This window comes from Streptococcus sp. 11273D007BT, assembly GCF_053547195.1.
This window is the reverse complement of record NZ_JBPWPE010000001.1, coordinates 238,733-257,602: the sequence shown is the minus strand read 5'-3', so window position 1 is coordinate 257,602 and position 18,870 is coordinate 238,733. Positions and strand designations below refer to the sequence as shown.

At 41.0% G+C, this 18,870-nt stretch carries 16 protein-coding genes; 1 reads left to right on the top strand and 15 read right to left on the bottom strand.

Going from position 1 to position 18,870, the window contains the following annotated elements; translation table 11 throughout:
* Positions 1-211 precede the first annotated feature (211 nt).
* The 6 genes from leuS to pbp2a form a co-directional block, all read right to left on the bottom strand.
* The gene (leuS, locus tag ACEE75_RS01520) at positions 212-2,713 is read right to left on the bottom strand and encodes a leucine--tRNA ligase (protein ID WP_449164818.1); all 2,502 of its coding nucleotides are present in this window, start codon (positions 2,711-2,713) and stop codon (positions 212-214) included.
* 295 nt (positions 2,714-3,008) lie between these two features.
* Complete coding sequence (locus ACEE75_RS01515; RefSeq protein ID WP_447574782.1) at positions 3,009-3,764, bottom strand: accessory Sec-dependent serine-rich glycoprotein adhesin; 756 nt, start codon at positions 3,762-3,764, stop codon at positions 3,009-3,011.
* A gap of 304 nt (positions 3,765-4,068) precedes the next feature.
* Entirely contained in the window at positions 4,069-4,608 is a 540-nt protein-coding gene (gene nusG, locus ACEE75_RS01510) for a transcription termination/antitermination protein NusG (RefSeq protein ID WP_427895033.1), read from the bottom strand.
* Positions 4,609-4,701: 93 nt separating this feature from the next.
* Positions 4,702-4,878 carry a preprotein translocase subunit SecE gene (secE, locus tag ACEE75_RS01505; RefSeq protein ID WP_354367490.1) on the bottom strand — a complete coding sequence of 59 codons (177 nt, stop codon included), beginning with the start codon at positions 4,876-4,878 and terminating at the stop codon, positions 4,702-4,704.
* A 10-nt stretch (positions 4,879-4,888) separates the two neighbouring features.
* Positions 4,889-5,041, bottom strand: coding sequence for a 50S ribosomal protein L33 (gene rpmG, locus ACEE75_RS01500; protein WP_354367488.1), 153 nt, complete (start codon positions 5,039-5,041; stop codon positions 4,889-4,891).
* 48 nt (positions 5,042-5,089) lie between these two features.
* Positions 5,090-7,387 carry a penicillin-binding protein PBP2A gene (pbp2a, locus tag ACEE75_RS01495; protein WP_447574780.1) on the bottom strand — a complete coding sequence of 766 codons (2,298 nt, stop codon included), beginning with the start codon at positions 7,385-7,387 and terminating at the stop codon, positions 5,090-5,092.
* Positions 7,388-7,430: 43 nt separating this feature from the next.
* Between pbp2a and ACEE75_RS01490 the strand changes: the two genes are divergently transcribed.
* Entirely contained in the window at positions 7,431-8,300 is an 870-nt protein-coding gene (locus ACEE75_RS01490; RefSeq protein WP_447574778.1) for an RluA family pseudouridine synthase, read from the top strand.
* 616 nt (positions 8,301-8,916) lie between these two features.
* Here ACEE75_RS01490 and ACEE75_RS01485 read toward each other — a convergent pair.
* From ACEE75_RS01485 to ACEE75_RS01445, 9 genes are all read right to left on the bottom strand, one after another.
* Positions 8,917-9,678, bottom strand: coding sequence for a DUF6287 domain-containing protein (locus ACEE75_RS01485; RefSeq protein ID WP_447574776.1), 762 nt, complete (start codon positions 9,676-9,678; stop codon positions 8,917-8,919).
* A 59-nt stretch (positions 9,679-9,737) separates the two neighbouring features.
* Complete coding sequence (locus ACEE75_RS01480) at positions 9,738-10,517, bottom strand: TcaA NTF2-like domain-containing protein (protein WP_447574775.1); 780 nt, start codon at positions 10,515-10,517, stop codon at positions 9,738-9,740.
* A 166-nt stretch (positions 10,518-10,683) separates the two neighbouring features.
* A complete protein-coding gene (locus ACEE75_RS01475; RefSeq protein ID WP_447574773.1) occupies positions 10,684-11,142 on the bottom strand; it encodes a hypothetical protein in 459 nt (152 codons plus the stop codon).
* Between the two features lies 1 nt (position 11,143).
* Positions 11,144-13,735 (bottom strand): SEC10/PgrA surface exclusion domain-containing protein, encoded by a 2,592-nt coding sequence (locus ACEE75_RS01470; RefSeq protein WP_449164819.1) that lies wholly within the window; start codon positions 13,733-13,735, stop codon positions 11,144-11,146.
* A gap of 1,009 nt (positions 13,736-14,744) precedes the next feature.
* Positions 14,745-16,367 carry a chaperonin GroEL gene (groL, locus tag ACEE75_RS01465; RefSeq protein ID WP_354369857.1) on the bottom strand — a complete coding sequence of 541 codons (1,623 nt, stop codon included), beginning with the start codon at positions 16,365-16,367 and terminating at the stop codon, positions 14,745-14,747.
* A 15-nt stretch (positions 16,368-16,382) separates the two neighbouring features.
* On the bottom strand, positions 16,383-16,667 hold the full coding sequence (gene groES / locus ACEE75_RS01460; protein WP_354369858.1) for a co-chaperone GroES: 285 nt from the start codon (positions 16,665-16,667) through the stop codon (positions 16,383-16,385).
* A gap of 151 nt (positions 16,668-16,818) precedes the next feature.
* Entirely contained in the window at positions 16,819-17,109 is a 291-nt protein-coding gene (locus tag ACEE75_RS01455; RefSeq protein WP_447574798.1) for a DUF202 domain-containing protein, read from the bottom strand.
* Positions 17,110-17,123: 14 nt separating this feature from the next.
* Positions 17,124-17,960, bottom strand: coding sequence for a PTS system mannose/fructose/sorbose family transporter subunit IID (locus tag ACEE75_RS01450; protein WP_447574800.1), 837 nt, complete (start codon positions 17,958-17,960; stop codon positions 17,124-17,126).
* Position 17,961: 1 nt separating this feature from the next.
* Positions 17,962-18,810, bottom strand: a complete 849-nt coding sequence (locus ACEE75_RS01445; protein WP_427895023.1) for a PTS mannose/fructose/sorbose/N-acetylgalactosamine transporter subunit IIC — start codon at positions 18,808-18,810, stop codon at positions 17,962-17,964.
* Between the last annotated feature and the right edge of the window lie 60 nt (positions 18,811-18,870).

Here is an 18,870-nt window from a genome sequence, read left to right as displayed (position 1 = left end):
GAGAGCAGATATACTAATTTTTTCTTAAAAATATAAAAATTGGAGATGTTTGCGAAAGATGACAAGTTATCAAACTCTCAGAATGCTTGATATTCCAATGTTTCTGAGAGTTTTTATTTTCAACATAAAGAAAAAAGATTGAAGAAAATTGTCCAAAATGGACTTTTTCTTCAATCTGAAGACTGGACAAAATTTTTGTCCAGTCTTTTCTTTATTTCACTACAATATTAACCAGTTTATTTGGTACTGCAATGACTTTGACAATGGTCTTGCCTGCTGTTTCTTCTTGGATTTTCGTATCAGAAAGGGCTACTTTTTCCAAGTCTTCACGTGACATATCCTTAGCCACGACTAACTTCGCACGGACTTTACCGTTGATTTGAGCAACGATTTCAATCTCGTTTTCAACTAACTTAGCCTCATCCCATGTTGGCCAAGCGACATAGCTGATTGATTCACCAGTATTTACTAGACCTTGCCATAACTCTTCTGCTAAGTGTGGCGCAAATGGGGCAATCAATTGGATAAAGCCTTTAGCGTAGTCAACATAGAGTTTGTCTTCTTTGTTGGCTGCATTGACAAAGACCATGAGCTGAGCGATAGCCGTGTTGAATTTCAAGCTCTCAATCTGCTCAGTGACAGCTTTAACTGTTTCATTGTAAACCTTGTCCAAAGCGCCGCTATTTTCCGCCACAATCTCTTTAGTCGTCAAGAGACGGTAAACACGGTCAAGGAACTTACGACTACCTTCAAGACCTTCTTCTGACCAGGCGATTGACGCATCAAGTGGGCCCATAAACATCTCGTAAACACGGAGGGTATCCGCACCAAACTGCTCGACTACATCGTCTGGGTTGACCACGTTTTTAAGGGACTTAGACATCTTAGCAGGTGCCTGCTCCAACTCTTCACCAGTTTCGATGTTGAAGAAGGAACCATCACGTTTTTCAACCTTATCTGTCGCCACAAGCGCCCCACGGCTGTCGCGGTAGCTAGTTCCCAAAATCATCCCTTGGTTAAAGAGTTTTTGGAAAGGCTCTTTGGTCGGCACAACACCGATGTCATAGAGGAACTTGTGCCAGAAACGAGCGTAGAGCAGGTGAAGGACTGCGTGCTCAGCACCACCGATGTAGATGTCCACTGGCAACCAAGCTTTAAGAAGCTCTTCGTCTGCCAATTTCTCGTCGTTGTGTGGGTCAATGTAGCGGAGGTAGTACCAGCTTGAGCCCGCCCATTGTGGCATGGTGTTGGTCTCACGGCGACCTTTGACGCCATCTTCACGTGTCACTTCTAACCAGTCTGTCAAGTTAGCAAGTGGTGACTCACCTGTACCTGACGGCTTGATGTCTGAGGTTTTTGGCAATACCAGAGGTAACTCATTTTCAGGTACTGCTGTGGAAGTACCGTCTTCCCAGTGAATGATTGGAATTGGTTCACCCCAATAACGCTGACGGCTGAAGAGCCAGTCACGGAGGCGGTAAGAAATTTTCTCCTGACCGACACCATTTTCTTCCAACCAAGCCACCATTTTGGCAATAGCTTCTTCCTTGTTAAGACCATCTAGGAAGTCAGAATTGATATGGGCACCATCTTCTGCGTAAGGAGCTTCTTCTACATTGCCACCTTCCAGAACTGGAATGATGTCCAAACCAAACTGCTTGGCAAATTCCCAGTCACGCTCGTCATGGGCAGGAACCGCCATGATAGCACCTGTTCCGTAACTTGCCAACACATAATCCGCAATCCAGATTGGAATCTCTTTGCCGTTGACAGGGTTAATGGCATAGGCACCAGTCCAAACACCTGTCTTGTCTTTGGCTAGGTCTGTACGGGCTAGGTCTGATTTGAGAGAGGCTTGGCGTTTGTATTCTGCCACAGCTTCTGCCTGCTCAGGCGATGTAATGCTATCAACCAAGTCGTGCTCAGGAGCAAGAACAGCGTAAGTCGCACCAAAAAGAGTGTCTGGACGAGTGGTAAAGACAGTGAAGTCCTTGTCTGTGTCCTTAATCTTGAAGGTCACATTGGCACCAATTGACTTGCCAATCCAGTTGCGCTGCATGTCCTTGATTGACTCTGGCCAATCAACTTCTTCCAAATCATTGAGCAACCGCTCTGCATAGGCCGTGATTTTCAACATCCATTGACGCATTGGTTTGCGAACAACAGGGTAGCCACCACGTTCAGACGTTCCGTCAGGAAGGACCTCTTCATTGGCGATAGCTGTTCCCAATTCCTCCACCCAGTTTACAGGCACTTCTGCCTCGTAGGCTAGGCCTTTTTCATACAACTTGGTGAAAATCCACTGGGTCCACTTGTAGTAGTTAGGGTCAGTCGTATTGACCTCGCGGTCCCAGTCGTAAGAAAAGCCAAGGGCGTTAATCTGACGCTTGAAGTTGGCAATATTTTCTGCTGTAAAGTCAGCTGGGTCATTTCCCGTGTCCATTGCGTATTGCTCTGCTGGCAAACCAAAGGCATCCCAACCCATCGGATGAAGGACATTGTAGCCTTGGGCACGCTTGTAACGGCTGAGAATGTCTGTCGCAGTATAGCCCTCAGGGTGACCAACGTGCAAGCCTGCACCAGATGGATAAGGGAACATGTCTAGGGCATAAAAGTTTGGCTTTTCTGCATCTGTCCCTGTCTTAAAGGTGTGGTTCTTTGCCCAAAATTCCTGCCATTTGGGCTCGATTTCCTTGTGATTATAGAAACTCATGTGTTTTCTCCATGTCAATAAATTATCCTCACTATTATATCACGAAATAGGGAAAGAAAAAAGATAGAAAACTAGGCTGACAGACTTAAAACTCGAAAACACTCTGAACAACATGACGTTACCAATCAATCGCTTCTTCCTCACTCACAAGCAAGATGGGTAGTTTTTACTCCTTAAAAAAGACCCCAATCATTAGGCGGTAAACCTAACAATTGGGGTATCAAACGATGTCGAAAGCTTAGAGATTTAATGATTTGACTAGCTCACCTAACTCCTCTCACAAGAGGGGATCACATTATTTTTCATCACGTCTGCGACGTCTCTTCGCAAGTAATCCTGCACCAAAGAGCAAGCCTAGTCCTGACAAAAGACCTGTGTTATTTTCTTCTGTACCAGTATTTGGGAGACGGCGTTTAGCTTTTTCTGACATAGACTCAGAGACAGAGGCGATAACTGATTCTGAAACTGACTCAGATACGGATTCTGAGATAGATTCACTAATAGACGTTGAGGTTGAAGCCGATGCACTATCTGAAAGCGACACTGATGTTGATGCAGATGCCGAATCAGACAAGGAAATGCTCGTTGACTCTGACGCAAAAACAGACAAGCTTGTTGAAGCTGAAGTAGATGCACTTGTGGTGTCAGCTGCTTCTGTTGTCGTAGCTGTTGTTGCTGAAGCAGCGTCTGTTGAAGCTACTGTTGTATCAGACAAGGCTACCGTATCAGTAGTTGCCAAGGTACTAGTGCTAGTCTCTGAGGCGATAGTAGTTTCTTCTGCAAAAGCATTCTCAGTCACCATCGTACCACCTGCCAAGGCTCCTGCTGAGGCTAAACCGCGTAAAAGAGCTGTTGGAACAGAGTAATCCTTCACCTCTTTTTCTAGACGTTCAACCTTAACTTCATGTTGACCTGAACCACCTTTAAACAGGCGAACAAGGTTAATCTGTGACATCACTGTACGAACCCAGTGTTTACCAGATTTGTGCATCTTAACACGGCTCTTACGCGACGATTCCGTATAATCTTTGCGTAATCTCTTATTTCTCATTGAGATAAATCCTCTCCCCTTAATATTTACTTTAAGTTAGTATAGATAGACTATTTTAATTTAAATAAGCATCAGTTTTTGTCAAAAATCCTTAATATTCTAATCTAAAATTTTCTATCAAGACTATCACATACTATAATATATATTGTCAAGTTTTATGATCATTGATTTTGCAGTTATTATTTTAATATTTCGTTTTTATTTTCATCAAAATTAAAACTTTTATCATAGCTCACCATATCCTCCAGATTATTTTGTATTTGAAGATAGAAAAAAATCCCGCTTGCGCGAGATTTAAACATTTTTATAGCTCTGCAATTTGGTAAAGTTCAACTTCTGCAGCCGTCTCTGAACCAAACATATTGATCATAATCTTAACTTTATTGTTTTCAATTTCAACAACACGCCCTTCTTGTCCCATAAAGGCACCATCAATGATTTGAACCACATCGCCCTCTTTGATATTGGTATCAAAGACATCTACAGTTTGTCCCATTGACAATAAGATTGCACGAATCTCTTCTTCAAGAAGTGGAGTTGGTTTAGAACGGTTACCATGTGAGCCGACAAATCCTGTAACGTTTGGAGTATTACGAACCACAAACCAAGCTTCATCTGTCATCACCATCTCAACCAAAACATAACCTGGGAAACGATTTTCTTCTACTTCTTTTGTTTTCCCATTTTTTTCAATATTCACAGTCTGGGTTGGAATCTCCACGCGCAAAATATTATCCAACATATTATAAGTTTGCGCACGCTGTAAAAGATTTTCCTTAACCTTGTTTTCATAACCTGAATAAGTTTGTAAAACAAACCAGCCTTTATCAAAACTATCTAACATCTACTATTTCCTTTCATTATAAAAAAGCCGTTAAAACGGCTTTCTTGATTTCTTACCTGTATTATACCACAAAAGCCTTGAAAGTGTGCTATTTTAGAAAATATTTATCAATTCGATTAGACCTAATGTCAACAATTTATCGAAGATAAAGATAATCACTGTAAAAAAGGCAGTGTATTCAAGAATTGCGATATAGTCGCGCCAAACTTGCTTACGCGTTGGCCAAGTTGTGTCCTTCAATACTTTGAAGATCCCAGCGATAAACTTCACTTTCTCTCTCCTATCTTGTTTCTTTATGTAGGGTGTACTGTTTGCAATATTTACAAAACTTCTTAACTTCTAGACGTGTTGGTTTAGGGTTGCTACTTACTGAAATAGAATAGTTACGAGACCCACAATCCGTACACGCTAAACTTGCTTTTTTCTGTGCCATAACGCCTCCGTAACCTTTATTTTATCATTTTTTTATAAGACTGACAAGCTATCTGAAATAGTTAACAACATTATCCCATAACTCTTGGGCTTTTTGACCGATGTTAGCATTTTCAACAGCATCGGTCACTTGTTGTGAGGCCGACTGGGCAGATTCGCGTAAGCTATCTAAGATAGACTTAGACTCCGTGTTGGTAACTTCCTCGCTACCACCGTAATCAAGGGCGATACCATTAGCTGTATAAGCATTTTCAACTGAGAAAGTGTTGCCGTCAGTATAAGGAAGAATATAGCTTGCTTGGGTACTAAAGATGTAAGAAGCTGTTCCAGCGCTTGAGTCTGATAAATAGTGATTCTCATCGGTCTTATCAAAACCAACCCACTGACTGATGACAACATCAGGCGTATAACCAATCACCCACTGATCACTTGAAACATCTGCATTAAACTCTGCTTCAGCCGTTCCTGTCTTTCCAGCTAGCGTATAACCATAGACATTAGCGTTCACTCCCGTTCCATTTGAAAATGTTCCTAACATCATGCTGGTCATTTTATCTGCTACTGATTGACTGATAACCCTTTTAGCCTTGTTTTCAAAGGTTTTTAAAACCTTACCATTAGCTGTTTCAATACGAGTAATGAGGTGAGCTGTGTTCATCACCCCGCCATTAGCAAAAGTGGCATAGGCTTGTGCCATCTCAAGTGGGTTAGTCGTCACGCTACCCCCCAGAGCAACTCCCAGCTCTTGATTAGCAGAATCCATATTCAAGCCAAAACGTTTGCCATAACTAAACGCCTTATCAATTCCAAGCTTATCAATCGTATAAACAGCAGGAATATTATAGGAATTCGCTAAAGCTTGATACATCGGAACGCTCTCAGACTCAAAACCACCATAGTTATGTGGCTGATAACCATTAAAGTTGGTCAGCATATTAGGTAGCTCTTTATTCATGGACCAACCAGATGCAATAGCAGGTGTGTAAACCACCAGAGGTTTAATGGTCGAGGCTGGGCTACGTTTGGATTGCGTAGCATAGTTAAAACTTCTAAAGGTAGGATCCTCTGTGCTATTAACCCGACCCACTAAACCACGAACTGCCCCTGTTTTAGGATCTAAGGCAACACTGGCAGCTTGAGCTGTTGTGCCATCATACTCTGATACAGGAAATAAATCATCGTTATCAAACGTCAACTGCATACCAGCCTGATAATTTTGATCCAGTTCAGTATAAATTTTATACCCATTATTGACAATATCTTTTTCCGTCAGACCATATTTTGAAATCGCTTCATTGATTACTGCATCAAAATAAGACGGGTACTTGTAATCATCAACCTTACCTGCATAGGTGTCATTCAGAACGCTTGCCATATCTACAGCCTTATACTGATCAGCTTGTTCTTGAGTCAATGTTCCTGCATCTACCATAACTTGCAAAATCGTATCACGACGATTAGTCGCATTTTCTATCGAATAAAGCGGATTATAAATCTCAGGACCTTTCAACATTCCAGCCAAAGTAGCCGCTTCATCAACAGTTAATTGACTAGCGGAGACGCCAAAGTATTTTTGACTCGCATCCTCAACACCCCAGACACCATTTCCAAAGTAAGCATTATTGAGATACATGGTCAAAATCTCATCCTTACTGTACTTTTTGGTCAACTCCAGCGCCAAGAAAAACTCACGCGCCTTACGCTTAATCGTCTGATCTTGACTCAAATAAGCATTTTTAGCTAACTGCTGCGTAATGGTTGAGCCACCTCCTGAACGCCCCAGCGTTAAAATCGCCAACAAATAACGTTTGATATTGATTCCGTTATTTTCGTAAAACGTGCGGTCTTCTGTATCAATCACTGCTTTTTCCAAATCATCAGAAATAGCATCTAGCTCAACATAGGTCCCTTTTTGCCCACTCAGACTACCAGCCTCAGCTTCATTTTTGTCATAAATAACGGTCGTTGCCTTTAATGCAGCTTGCAAGTCAGAGACATTAGCTGTTTTAGCCAGATAAAAGAGGTAGGTTCCTGTTAACAAAACAAAGACCCCAATCATAATCAATAAGATCTTTGTTAGGTGAAAGCGACGCCAAAAACGACGAAACCAATGATTCTTAGGAAGACGCAACTTGGATAAAAAGACCAAGATAGGATGACGTTTCTTGTCAGGTACTTTTTCTTCCTTTTGACGACTACGATGATAGTGAGCCGCCTCCTGATCTAACTCTTCTTTAACGTCATCATCGTCAAATTGAAACGAAATGGTATCTTCTAAATCTTGTCCATCTTCAATTGTTTTCTTTCGGCCAAAAGGCCATTTTTTCCATTTATCTTTCATACTCATATCCTCATTATACCAATTTTGTCAAAAATGCTATAATATTAGCATGTTAATCGAGATTGAAATTCCTAAAAAAATGCCTGAAACCACTGTTAAAACCCTCTTAGAAGAGTATTTTCTAATTCCTCGTAAGATTCGTCATTTTTTAAGAACTAAAAAGCATGTCCTTGTCAACGGACAGACCATTAACTGGCAGAGCCCTATCAAAGCTGGTGACCTCTTACAGCTTACCTTTGATCAAGACGATTATCCTCTAAAGACGATTCCTTTGGGCAACCCTTCCTTGGTGGACTGTCTTTATGAAGACGAACACCTTATCATCGTCAACAAGGCTGAAGGGATGAAGACCCATGGTAATGACCCCACAGAAATCGCCCTCTTAAATCATGTCTCTGCCTATGTTGGGCAGACCTGCTATGTCGTCCACAGACTAGATATGGAGACTAGCGGTGCAATTTTATTTGCTAAAAATCCTTTTATTCTTCCTATTCTAAATCGTCTTCTTGAAGATCGAAAAATATCACGTCAATATTGGGCTATTGCAAGAGGCCATTTCCCAAAAAAGGAGTTAACTTACACTGACATGATTGGAAGAGACCGACATGATCGTCGCAAACGACGTGTGGACGCTCATCATGGACAGAAAGCCACCACTTTGGTTACTGTTAAAAAAGTACTTCCTCGCCATAGCCTCGTTAATTGTCGCCTTAAAACAGGGCGCACACATCAAATTCGTGTCCACCTTTCTCATCATGGTCATGCAATTTTAGGAGACCCTCTTTACAGCAATGAAAAAGCTCCTCGACTCCTCCTACACGCTCACAGGCTTAGTTTCACTCACCCCTTAACCTTAAAAGACATCACCGTCAATGCCTCATCAGAAAGTTTTGAAAGCCACCTCAAAAGCCTTAAATAGAGCCTAACAGCTTATTTTTCATTTAAGTTTTATGAAAGGTTACGTTAAGCCTAGCTTAAGCTAAGCAACTTATACTATAAACATCCTAAAACTTTTCTTTTTCATAAATCTCCTACAGCTCTTCATTCCGAGGGGCTGTTTTTATGATAAAAGGGAATTTAAGTTTCTCGAAAGGTTGTTTTAAGTCTAACTTAAGATAAGCAACTTATACTATAAACATCCTAAAACTTTTCTTTTTCATAAATCTCCTACAGCTCCTCATTCCGAGGGGCTGTTTTTGTGATAAAAGGGAATTTAAGTTTCTCGAAAGGTTGTTTTAAGTCTAACTTAAGCTAAGCAACTTATACTATAAATATCCTAAAACTTTTCTTTTTCATAAATCTCCTACAGCTCCTCAATCTGAGGGGCTGTTTTTGGTGCAAATGACTTTAAGTGACCCCACTCTCTTCTTTGTGACTTAGAAGTTTTAGGGTTTATGGGGAAATAAAAAGACCAAGTAGAACTTTCACGTCCTACCTGATCAGGAGATTTATGAAAAAGAAAAGTTTTAGGATAAATATAGTATAGCTGTGAGAACTTAAAAGAAACTTAATCCATTTTTTGATTTCTTTTATCCTCACTTCTCCAATTCTGTTAAACTTTCTTGATAGTCCTCTAAGAGCGCTTTTTCAATCTCTAGTTCGGACTCTAATTCAGCTAATTTTACCTCTGCCTCATGTAAAGCATTAGATGCTGACGAATCTCTGACATACTCATCAGTTGTGGCTACTACAGCTGGTGGGGAATAGACCAGTTTTTCTGTCGTTGACTCAGTTTCTGGATAAAAGACAAAACTAGCCATTCCAAGTGGAGTGCCATCATTCCCCCTAAATTGGTAGCCCCCATTCATCTCTTGAACAAACTTCACAGAAGTTGATAAGCTCCCCACAGAAAGACGTCCCGAAGCATCTATAGAGATTTCCTTTGAACTCGTCTTCCATAGCCCTGCTACACTTGAAAAATCACCTGATTTCATCGCACTGATATCCATTATACTTTTTGCTTTCAAAGCTTCAACTTGAGAGACTTGCTCATCTACCTGCGCTTGTATGTCTTCGACTAAATCTGACTGACTGCTAACACTCGCCCTTGCTTCAAAAATAGAGGAACTCGTATCTTCCAAAGAGGCGGCATTAGAATTGGAAGCTGTTTTTTCTTGACGCATAGAAAAAAATGCAACTACGATGATCACCGTCACGGCTAAAAGCAGAGCTCCTAAAAACATCTTACCGATAGAACGTTTGACTTCTCCTCGTTTGATGGCATCTTTTACTTCATCAGGGCTCGGCGAGCGATGATTGATTTCTTCAAAATACTTTTTCCATTCTTTTTGATTCATGTCCTCTCCTTTGTAAAAATCCACCCTCTAGTCATTAGAGGGTGGAGTTTTGTGTTATTTTATGAAACGCTACCAAAATCAGAAATCAATAAGGTCCCACCTGAACGTTTCAAAGTGTAATGTCTTGTGCTTGAAAAAGTTGAACTCGTCCCATCGGTATAGTAGGTTCGTGTTTTATAGGCCACATCACAGGTAACGGTATCACCAGATTCTTGAATATTGGTAATGCTATCAGTATAAGAATCATAGCGTGCTACGCCCTCGTTGGCAGAACTATTGATAATCCAGTCACGCACATCAAAATAACTCTGACTACCAGACGTAAAGTTAGCAGACACATAATCCTGTCGAGCTGCTAGCGAACGATTCAGGTCTGAGCGGTAGGAGTTGATGCGGCTTTCGATCTGACTTCTCAATAAAGCTGTGTCGGTTGTAGAGGAAGGTGCAGGCGCTGGAGCAGCTGAGCTAGCTTGAGGGACCTCCGAACTACTGCTTGAGCTACTACTAGATGAACTGCTTGATGAGCTACTAGTTGACGAAGACGAACTCGTCGATGAGCTTTCTTTTTCACTACTACTCACAACAGTAGTCTGTTGACTGGCTTGATCTGATGATTTTTTATCAAAGTAGAAATACCCCACCACAATAACAGCCAATAAAGCTAAGGCAAGCAAAGGCCAAAACTTACTCGCCCCTTTTTGTGTGTAAGTTGGAAGAGGCTGTGGCGCTACTCCTCCAGTCTGGATGGTTCCGTTTTGCAAAGCTTGTGCCAGTTCGGCTGGTGTCGGTTTTCTACCATTAATTGTCTCAAAGTAGGCTATCCATTCTTCTTTATTCATCATGTTCCCCTAAAACTTATTTTTTTATCATTATCCTTATACTATAGCAAATATTCTTTTAAATTTCAAGGTCTATTCTTCATAAGAATGTTAATAAATGAATAGTTTATAAAATGCTATAGACAGTCAAAAATACTTAATAAGTTGACAAACTAATAGCTTACCTTTAGCTTTTCTCAATAAGTTCAATTGCACCGTTGTAAACCCTAGAATCTTTTAAAATAGTTCTAAAATCCTCTCCGCCCTTTTTAATCCCAATATAGTTTTTCCACTCCGACTTAGGGAGTTCCTTCACATTTTCTAATACGTACCAATTGTATTTCTGTTCCTTTTCGTCTTCATTTAGCTTTTCCCATTGAGAAGGAACTTTAGCATCTTGAAAATTTGGCTCATCGGGATAAGTACCTAATTCTTTAATATCAGCTATAAATGCTTTTTCTTCATCTTTCAAAGCAAAGATAAAGCGTTTTGCCTCAGGTAACGACTTACTATCTGTAGTAAACAAAACAACTCCACAATGATCAACAGCATGAAAATAATGCGAATAAAAATTAACAACTTTAGAACATTTAGTGTTACACCGTAATCGCCTCTCAGCAACTCTATACATAACAGTTTTAGTCATTCTATTCTCCTTTACGTCTCACTCCCACACCTGCAAGTCCTAGCATAGCCAGTTCCATCAGTGAGAAGATAGCAGTTTGGTCATCTCCTGTATTTGGCAGGCTAGCTGATTTAGCTTGATAGTTTGCTTGTGGTTTTTCTTTTAGGACTTTAGCTGAGACTTGTTTAGTGACAGCTTTGTTGTAAGCTGTTTGGATAGCTTGTTTCTCGTCCGCTCTGCCGTCAACATAAGCAACAATAACGCCATTTTCATCCTTGATAGCTACTGGTTGACCACCGTTTTTGATGATGGCATCGTGTTGAGCTTGTGCTTCTTGTGTTTGGTACTGAGCAAGCAGAGCTTCATAGATAGCAAGGGCTTTATCTGCGATAGCTTCTAGGTCTGCTAGATTTGCCTCTTCTGTAGCTAAGAGCGCCTCTAACTCTTCTAACTTAGCCTGTGCTTGAGTGAGTTGTTCCACTAGACTTGGTAAGTTAGCTTTAGCTGTTTTCATAGCCTCTAGTTGGGCTTTAGCTGTCTCGAGAGTAGCTTGTGCATTAGTATAAGCAGTTTTAGCATCTGCGGTAGCACTTTGAGCTTGACTGAGTTCTGCTTTTAATTGAGCTAGAGTCGCCTGAGCAGAAGCAAGAGCTGATTGAGCAAGGGCATCCGCCTCTTTTGCAGAAGTAAGGACTGCCTGAGCCTTAGAAAGAGCAACAGCCTTGTCAGTAGCACTAGCCTTAGCAAGAGCAAGAGTTTCCTTAGCAGACTGCAAAGCTTGCTCATCTTGAGATAGGGTTGCTTGAGCTTCGGTAAGGGCTGTTTCTAAAGATGCAAGGTCAACCGTACCATTGATAAGGTCAGCTAAAGTTGATTGGGCATCCTTAAGGTTCTCTTGAGCTAACTCATAAACTGACTGAATTGTGCTGTAGTTGGACAGAGCCTCTTGATTGGCAGTAACTGCCAAATCATAATTCTTTTGTGCTTCATCCAATTTAGACTTTGCCTCAACAGAACTAGCTGGGACGTCTATCGTATGTTGCTTACCTGAGAATGTAGTAAACTTTCTTGCATCTTCTGTAATAGTATTAAACCTAAACTCAACAGAGTTAGAAGAGCCACTACTCTTTGTGTTAAAAGCAATACCGAAATCCTTCCCAGAGTAAGAAAGAACTTTTGTATGGATCCAGTTACTATGTGCATCATTATAGAACATATGTAGCAAACTATCCAACACCCTACTCTTAAGCCCTGCCATAGTTATATAGTCAGCATAATAAAGGAAACCTTCGGCCTCATTTACAAGGTTGACAGGAGATACTTGAACCGTATATCCACCCACTGAGTACCCATTTTTTAAGGTAGAAAACTCATGAGAAGCCGCTATCATTGCATCAACATCATGACCATAAAAATACTCTGGACGAGTCAAAGCCGTAATACGCTGAGATAGTGCTAGCATATCTTCATCAACTACCAACTGCTCCTGACCTAAATCTCTACGAACCTCACTAAGAGCCGTAGCAATAAACTTAGCAATATCAATCTTATCCTCTAGACTAAGGTTTTTAGGGTCAATAACCTTCTGCTCATCCTCCTGACTAAAATAAGTTGAAAGTAACCCACCTTTATCTGAAGCTGAGACAGAGGAATCAGTGACAATAATACCCCAATCTTGTTCTAATATCTGACGACCAAGAACAGTCAACTTATCAGATACCTCTTGACTAGGATTCTCAAAATATTGTTTTAGTAGGGCAGTGTATTCTGAGTTAGCTTTTAAGATATTGCTACCCACTGTTGCATAGTTAGTTTTAGCAGTTTCAAGAACTGACTGAGCTTCTGAAAGAGCTGATTGGGCATTGTCCTTAGTAGAAGTTGCCTCAACAAGAGCCTTGGCAGACGAATCTACGGCTTGTTCAGCCTCAGCCACTACCTTTTGTTGCTGAGATACGGCTTCAGCCTTGTTACTCTCAGCCAACTTAGCCGACTCAAGAGCTGACTGGGCAGAAGATACTGCATCTTTGTCGCTAGCTACCTTAGTTGTAAGGTCAGCAACGTTCTGTTCAAGAGCCGTAGTGTCTGTAGAACTACTCAAAGCATCAACCTTAGATTGAGCCTCAGACACCGCACTAGCCGTCTCGCTAGCCTTCGTTTGAGCATCAGCTACTAGGCTTTCTTGAGAAGAGACCTTAGCTTGTGCAGTCGTCTCTGTCCCTTGAGCGGTTTTCAAGGCTTCTGAGGTTGCCGTTACCTGTCCTTGTGCGCTCTCAATAGTAGCTTGAGCATTGCTCAAATCTTGCTCTGTCACATTGGCTTTTGCCACTTCTGAGGTAAGAGAAGACACCACCGCTGATTGCGAGGTAACTTCTGATGAAGCTGTCGCTACCACACTTGCTTGACTGTCTGCATTTGCTTGTGTGCTTGTCGCCACCTCTGAGGCTTGCGCTAACGCCTCTGTCGTCACCTTTGTCTCAGTTGCTTCCTGAGCGGTTGTTACAGGTGTTTCAGTGGTAACTTGTGCTGTCACCTCTTCTGCTTGAGTATTAGCGCTGATTGCGACCGTCCCTGCAACAAGAGCCAAACCTGATAAAACTTTTGTTTTCTTAGACATCCTTTTTCTCCATATTAAAAAACTTTTAGAAAGCCTTGGCTGTAAAGTCAAGGCTTGTTATATGTAGTATAACAAGCGATTTGTCAAGTATTTTAATGAAAAAAATGACGATTTTTGAAGATTTTTTTAATCCCTCATCCCTTAAAAACTTCAGTTTCACAAAAGGTTGTGTTAAGCCTCGCTTAAGCTGAGAGGCCTATACTATAAACATCCTAATAAACTTTTACTGGGCATAGCCCAGTATCGTCATCTCTAAGGGCTAAAGCCCAAAGAGCTGGCATATCTTTTTCATAAATCTCCTACAGCTCCTCATTCTGAGGGGCTGTTTTTGTGACAAGATGAGCTTTAAGTTTTATGAAAGGTTACGTTAAGTATCCTTTAAGCTGAGCAACTTATACTATAAACATCCTAATAAACTTTCTTTTTCATAAATCTCCTGATCAGGTAGGGCTTTCAGCTCCTGCCTGATCTTTTTTGCTTACCGCTAAATGGCAAAAAAACTTCCCTCACAAATGTAAGGGAAGTTAGGAGATTTATGAAAAAGAAAAGTTTTAGGATGACTATAGTATAGCCATAATAACTTAAAACAAGCTTAAAGAATCTAAAAAAGATTTGGTAGCTTTAATTGAACTGCAAGCGGAAGACTGTGAGAAAATGATAGATTTTCCTTGGACTGAAATATCCTGTGTCAAATCTCCTATTTTTCCTCTTGGTCTTCTTACGTTATCAGTATCTTGTAATTGAACTCGCCCTAAAATCCTTGTGAAAATGATGCTCGCTCTTGTGTCATGCGACACGGCGGTTGAGCCCTATTTTCATACGGATTTTTACGGGATTAGTATCTTGATTTAATTGAACTCGCCCTAAAATCCTTGTGAAAATGATGCTCGCTCTTGTGTCATGCGACACGGCGGTCGAGCTCTATTTTCATACGGATTTTTACGGGCTTAGTATCTTGGTATCAAGTTCCTATTTTTGTTGGGCTTTGTTTAACGTAAAAGTATCTTGGTTACATCATGCCACCCATCATGTTTGGATCCATAGCTGGAGCTGGTGCAGCTGGCTCTGGTTTGTTGGCAACTACGGCTTCGGTTGTTAAGATAAGGCTAGCAACAGAGGCTGCATTTTGAAGAGCAGAGCGTGTCACTTTGACAGGATCGATAATACCTGCTTCAATCATATTCACCCACTCACCGTCTGCAGCGTTAAAGCCTGTGCCAGCTGGGCTGTTTTTTAACTTATCAATAACAACGGAACCTTCATATCCTGCATTGTAAGCAATTTGACGAACAGGCTCTTCGAGGGCACGTTTAACAATGTTACGACCTGTCGCTTCATCTCCATCTAACTCAAGGCTTGCCACTTTATCAATAACATTGACAAGGGCAGTTCCTCCACCAGCGACAATTCCCTCTTCAACAGCAGCACGAGTAGCGTTTAAAGCATCTTCAATACGGAGTTTCATTTCTTTCAACTCTGTCTCTGTGGCAGCACCAACTTTGATAACCGCTACGCCTCCTGCTAACTTAGCTAAACGCTCTTGCAATTTTTCGCGGTCAAATTCTGATGTTGTCGTCTCAATTTGTGATTTGATGATACCAACACGGTTAGCAATCGCTGTTGCTTCACCTGCTCCTTCAACAATGACTGTTGAGTCCTTATCAACCGTTACACGCGCAGCTTGTCCAAGAACCTGCATGGTCGCATCTTTAAGATCCAGACCCAAATCTTCTGTAATCACTGTCCCGCCTGTTAGGATGGCAATATCCTCAAGCATAGCTTTTCGACGATCACCAAAACCAGGAGCTTTCACTGCCACAACGTTAAACGTGCCACGAATTTTGTTTAAAACAAGAGTTGGAAGAGCTTCTCCATCTACATCATCTGCAATAATTAAAAGCGGACGGTTTGTTTTTAGAATTTCTTCTAAAAGAGGAAGAATATCTTGAATATTAGAGATTTTCTTATCTGTCATTAAAATAAATGGATTTTCAAGGTCAGCTACCATTTTTTCGTTGTCTGTCACCATATATTGTGAAAGATAGCCACGATCAAACTGCATGCCTTCTACCACTTCAAGCTCTGTCTCCATACCACGAGACTCTTCGATAGTGATCACACCCTCTTTACCAACACGGTCCATCGCTTCTGATATGTAATCTCCAACCTTTTGACTACGAGAAGAAACTGCTCCAACTTGAGCAATGGCTTCCTTAGTTTCAACTTGTTGTGCTTGCGCTTTTAGCTCATCAACGGCAACGGTAACGGCTGCTTCGATCCCACGGCGGATACCAATTGGATTAGCACCAGCTGTGACGTTTTTCAAACCTTCACGCACAATAGCTTGTGTCAAAATCGTTGCTGTTGTCGTCCCATCTCCTGCGATATCATTGGTTTTTGAAGCTACTTCAGAAACTAATTTAGCTCCCATATTTTCAAAATGATCTTCCAGTTCGATTTCTTTAGCGATGGTCACACCGTCATTTGTGATAAGAGGTGAGCCAAAAGCTTTTTCAAGAACGACATTACGTCCCTTAGGACCTAAGGTTACTTTGACCGTATCTGCTAAAATATCAACTCCACGTACCATACTTTCGCGGGCATCTGCTGAAAATTTAATCTCTTTTGCCATTATATTTCTCTCCTCTTACTCTACAATTGCTAATACATCTGCTTCTCGGATAATGCTTAGTTTTTCACCGTCTTCTTTGACTTCAATACCAGCTAGGCTATCCACTAAAACAGTTTGACCGACAGCAACACTAGGGGCAATCAACTCACCTGTCAAGGTACGAATCCCTTCACCTACGGCTAGTACTTGAGCTTTTTTAGTCTTTTCTTGACTAGCACCTGCTAGGACAAAGCCACCAACAGTTTCTTCTTTTTCTTCTACAAATTTGACCACTAAACGGTCTCCTAAAGGTTTTAACATCTGTATCCTCCATTCGTTTTAGCACTCATTGATAAAGAGTGCTAATCTTTACCTTTCTTATTGTATCACTTGGTCAAAAATAGTCAAGAAAAAAACATTACAAAAATAGGATAGGAAATTAGCTAAATCTTTAGCCTTTCCTACCCTATCTTTAGTGTAGCCGTTGTCGCTGTTGCTCAAAATCTGCTACCAATTTTTGAAGGTTTAATCTTCCCTTATAGATGCCGTATCCAAAGACTAGCATAGCTAGCCCTGACAGGATTGCCAAAATCCATCCAAAGATTGACAAGATAATATAGTTAGAATGAAAGGAGTATGCAAGGACAATACCTAAACTTGTTAGACTAAAGAGAAGGGTTAGCCATCTCCCTAGATTATCTAACATATGTTGTTGGTATTTGATTTCTTGTTCATAACCTTGGATTAATTCTTGTTGACGCATCATTTCACCTTTTCTTAGTAAGACAAACCTGGGTTAAAGAAGCCTGTAATAACCCCAACAAAAGCAATGAGAACTAGAAGCAACATCACTTTAATTGGTGATAGATTTTTCTTAGCCATTAACCACCAGCAAAGGAAGATAAAGAGAGCTGTTAAGAGACCTGGGTAAACTCCATCAAGTTGATCTTGAAGAACAAGGAAGGCTTCTCCTTTAGCATTTTTCAATTGGAAAGCTGTTTTTACAGGTACCCATGTTGCAGCAACGGCACCAATAACCATACCTCCAACGATAGAAACAGATTTGCGGATAGCTTGCCCTTGAGCACCAACAAGAAACTCAACTGCTTTATCTCCTAATTCGTAACCTTTAAAGTAAGCAAACTTCATCCCAAAGTAAGCTAAAAGGTTCCAAACAATAATATAGAAAATCGCACCTACTGGAGAACCACCATTAGATAAACCTAGTGCAATTCCTAAGATAATAGGAATCAAGGTCCCAACGATAAGAGAGTCACCGATACCTGCAACAGGCCCCATCAAGCCAGCACGAAGACCGTTAATGGTTTCATCATTGACACCAGCTGCTCCATTGGCACGCGCTTCTTCAAGACCTGCAGTAATCCCCACGACCAGTGAACCTAGTTGTGGCTCAGTATTAAAGAAGGCAGTATAGGTTTTAATGGCTTCTGCTTGATCTTCTTTTTTATCATAAAGCTCTTCCACAATTGGAAGCATAGAAGTCAAGTAACCAAAGGTTTGCATATGCTCTTGTGAAAAACAAGTCAGATGTCCATAATACCAGTGGTGGAATGATTTTGTTAAAGTTTTTTGAGAAATTTTCTTTTGAGCCATCTTAGATATCCTCCTCGTCATCATCTTCAAAATCAACACCTGCTGGCGCAGCTGCTTTCATATTACGCACACTTGCAATTTCATAGAAAATCACTGCAAAAATAAGTGAAATCACCGCACTTGACACCAAGTTGAGGCCAAGGGATGCTGCAAGGGTAAAACCTACAAAAAATGGAATAAAGTCAACTGCTTTTTCAACAATTTGTTTTAATAAAATGGCAATCCCTACACATGGTAATAGTGAACCAACAGTAAAGAGTGTTTTCATTGGGATACCATCCATCGGAAGAGCTTCTTTAAGAGCTGTTACCGCATCTGCCCCCAATTTACACATGATCAAGGTTGGAATAAATGAGAACAACACATGAGAAATCCAAGGATAAACCCAGTCAACTTTATAGAGTTTCTTAAAGTTTCCTTCCTCAACAGCCTTCCAACCAATATGTTGCCACAAAAGGTTCATTGTAGCTGTCCCATAAAAGAGAACAGTTCCCACTGTACCAACCAAGGTTCCCATAGATTTAGCCAAGTTAGCAGCATCAGCAGAGTCTGCTGAAAGCCCTTGTGAATGAATAGCCACCATGGCTAGAGGAATACCGATATAAGATACCGCACGGACATCAGCTGAAACAGTCCCCCCTGGTGTTACCAAGGCAATGTAAACCAACTGCATGGCAACCCCACAAATGATCCCTGTCTTAAGATCTCCTAAGACCAAACCACAAATTAAACCACCTACCAAAGGACGACCCAAGGTATAGTTCCCAATACTTGAGCCTCCCATACCAGGCATAGAAGACAAACTCGCAAACAACCCTAAAATTGCCGCCTGTAACCAAGAAATAGTCATAACAAACCTCCCTTTATACCAAGATACTAAGCCCGTTTTAAAATCCGTAAGAAAATAGGA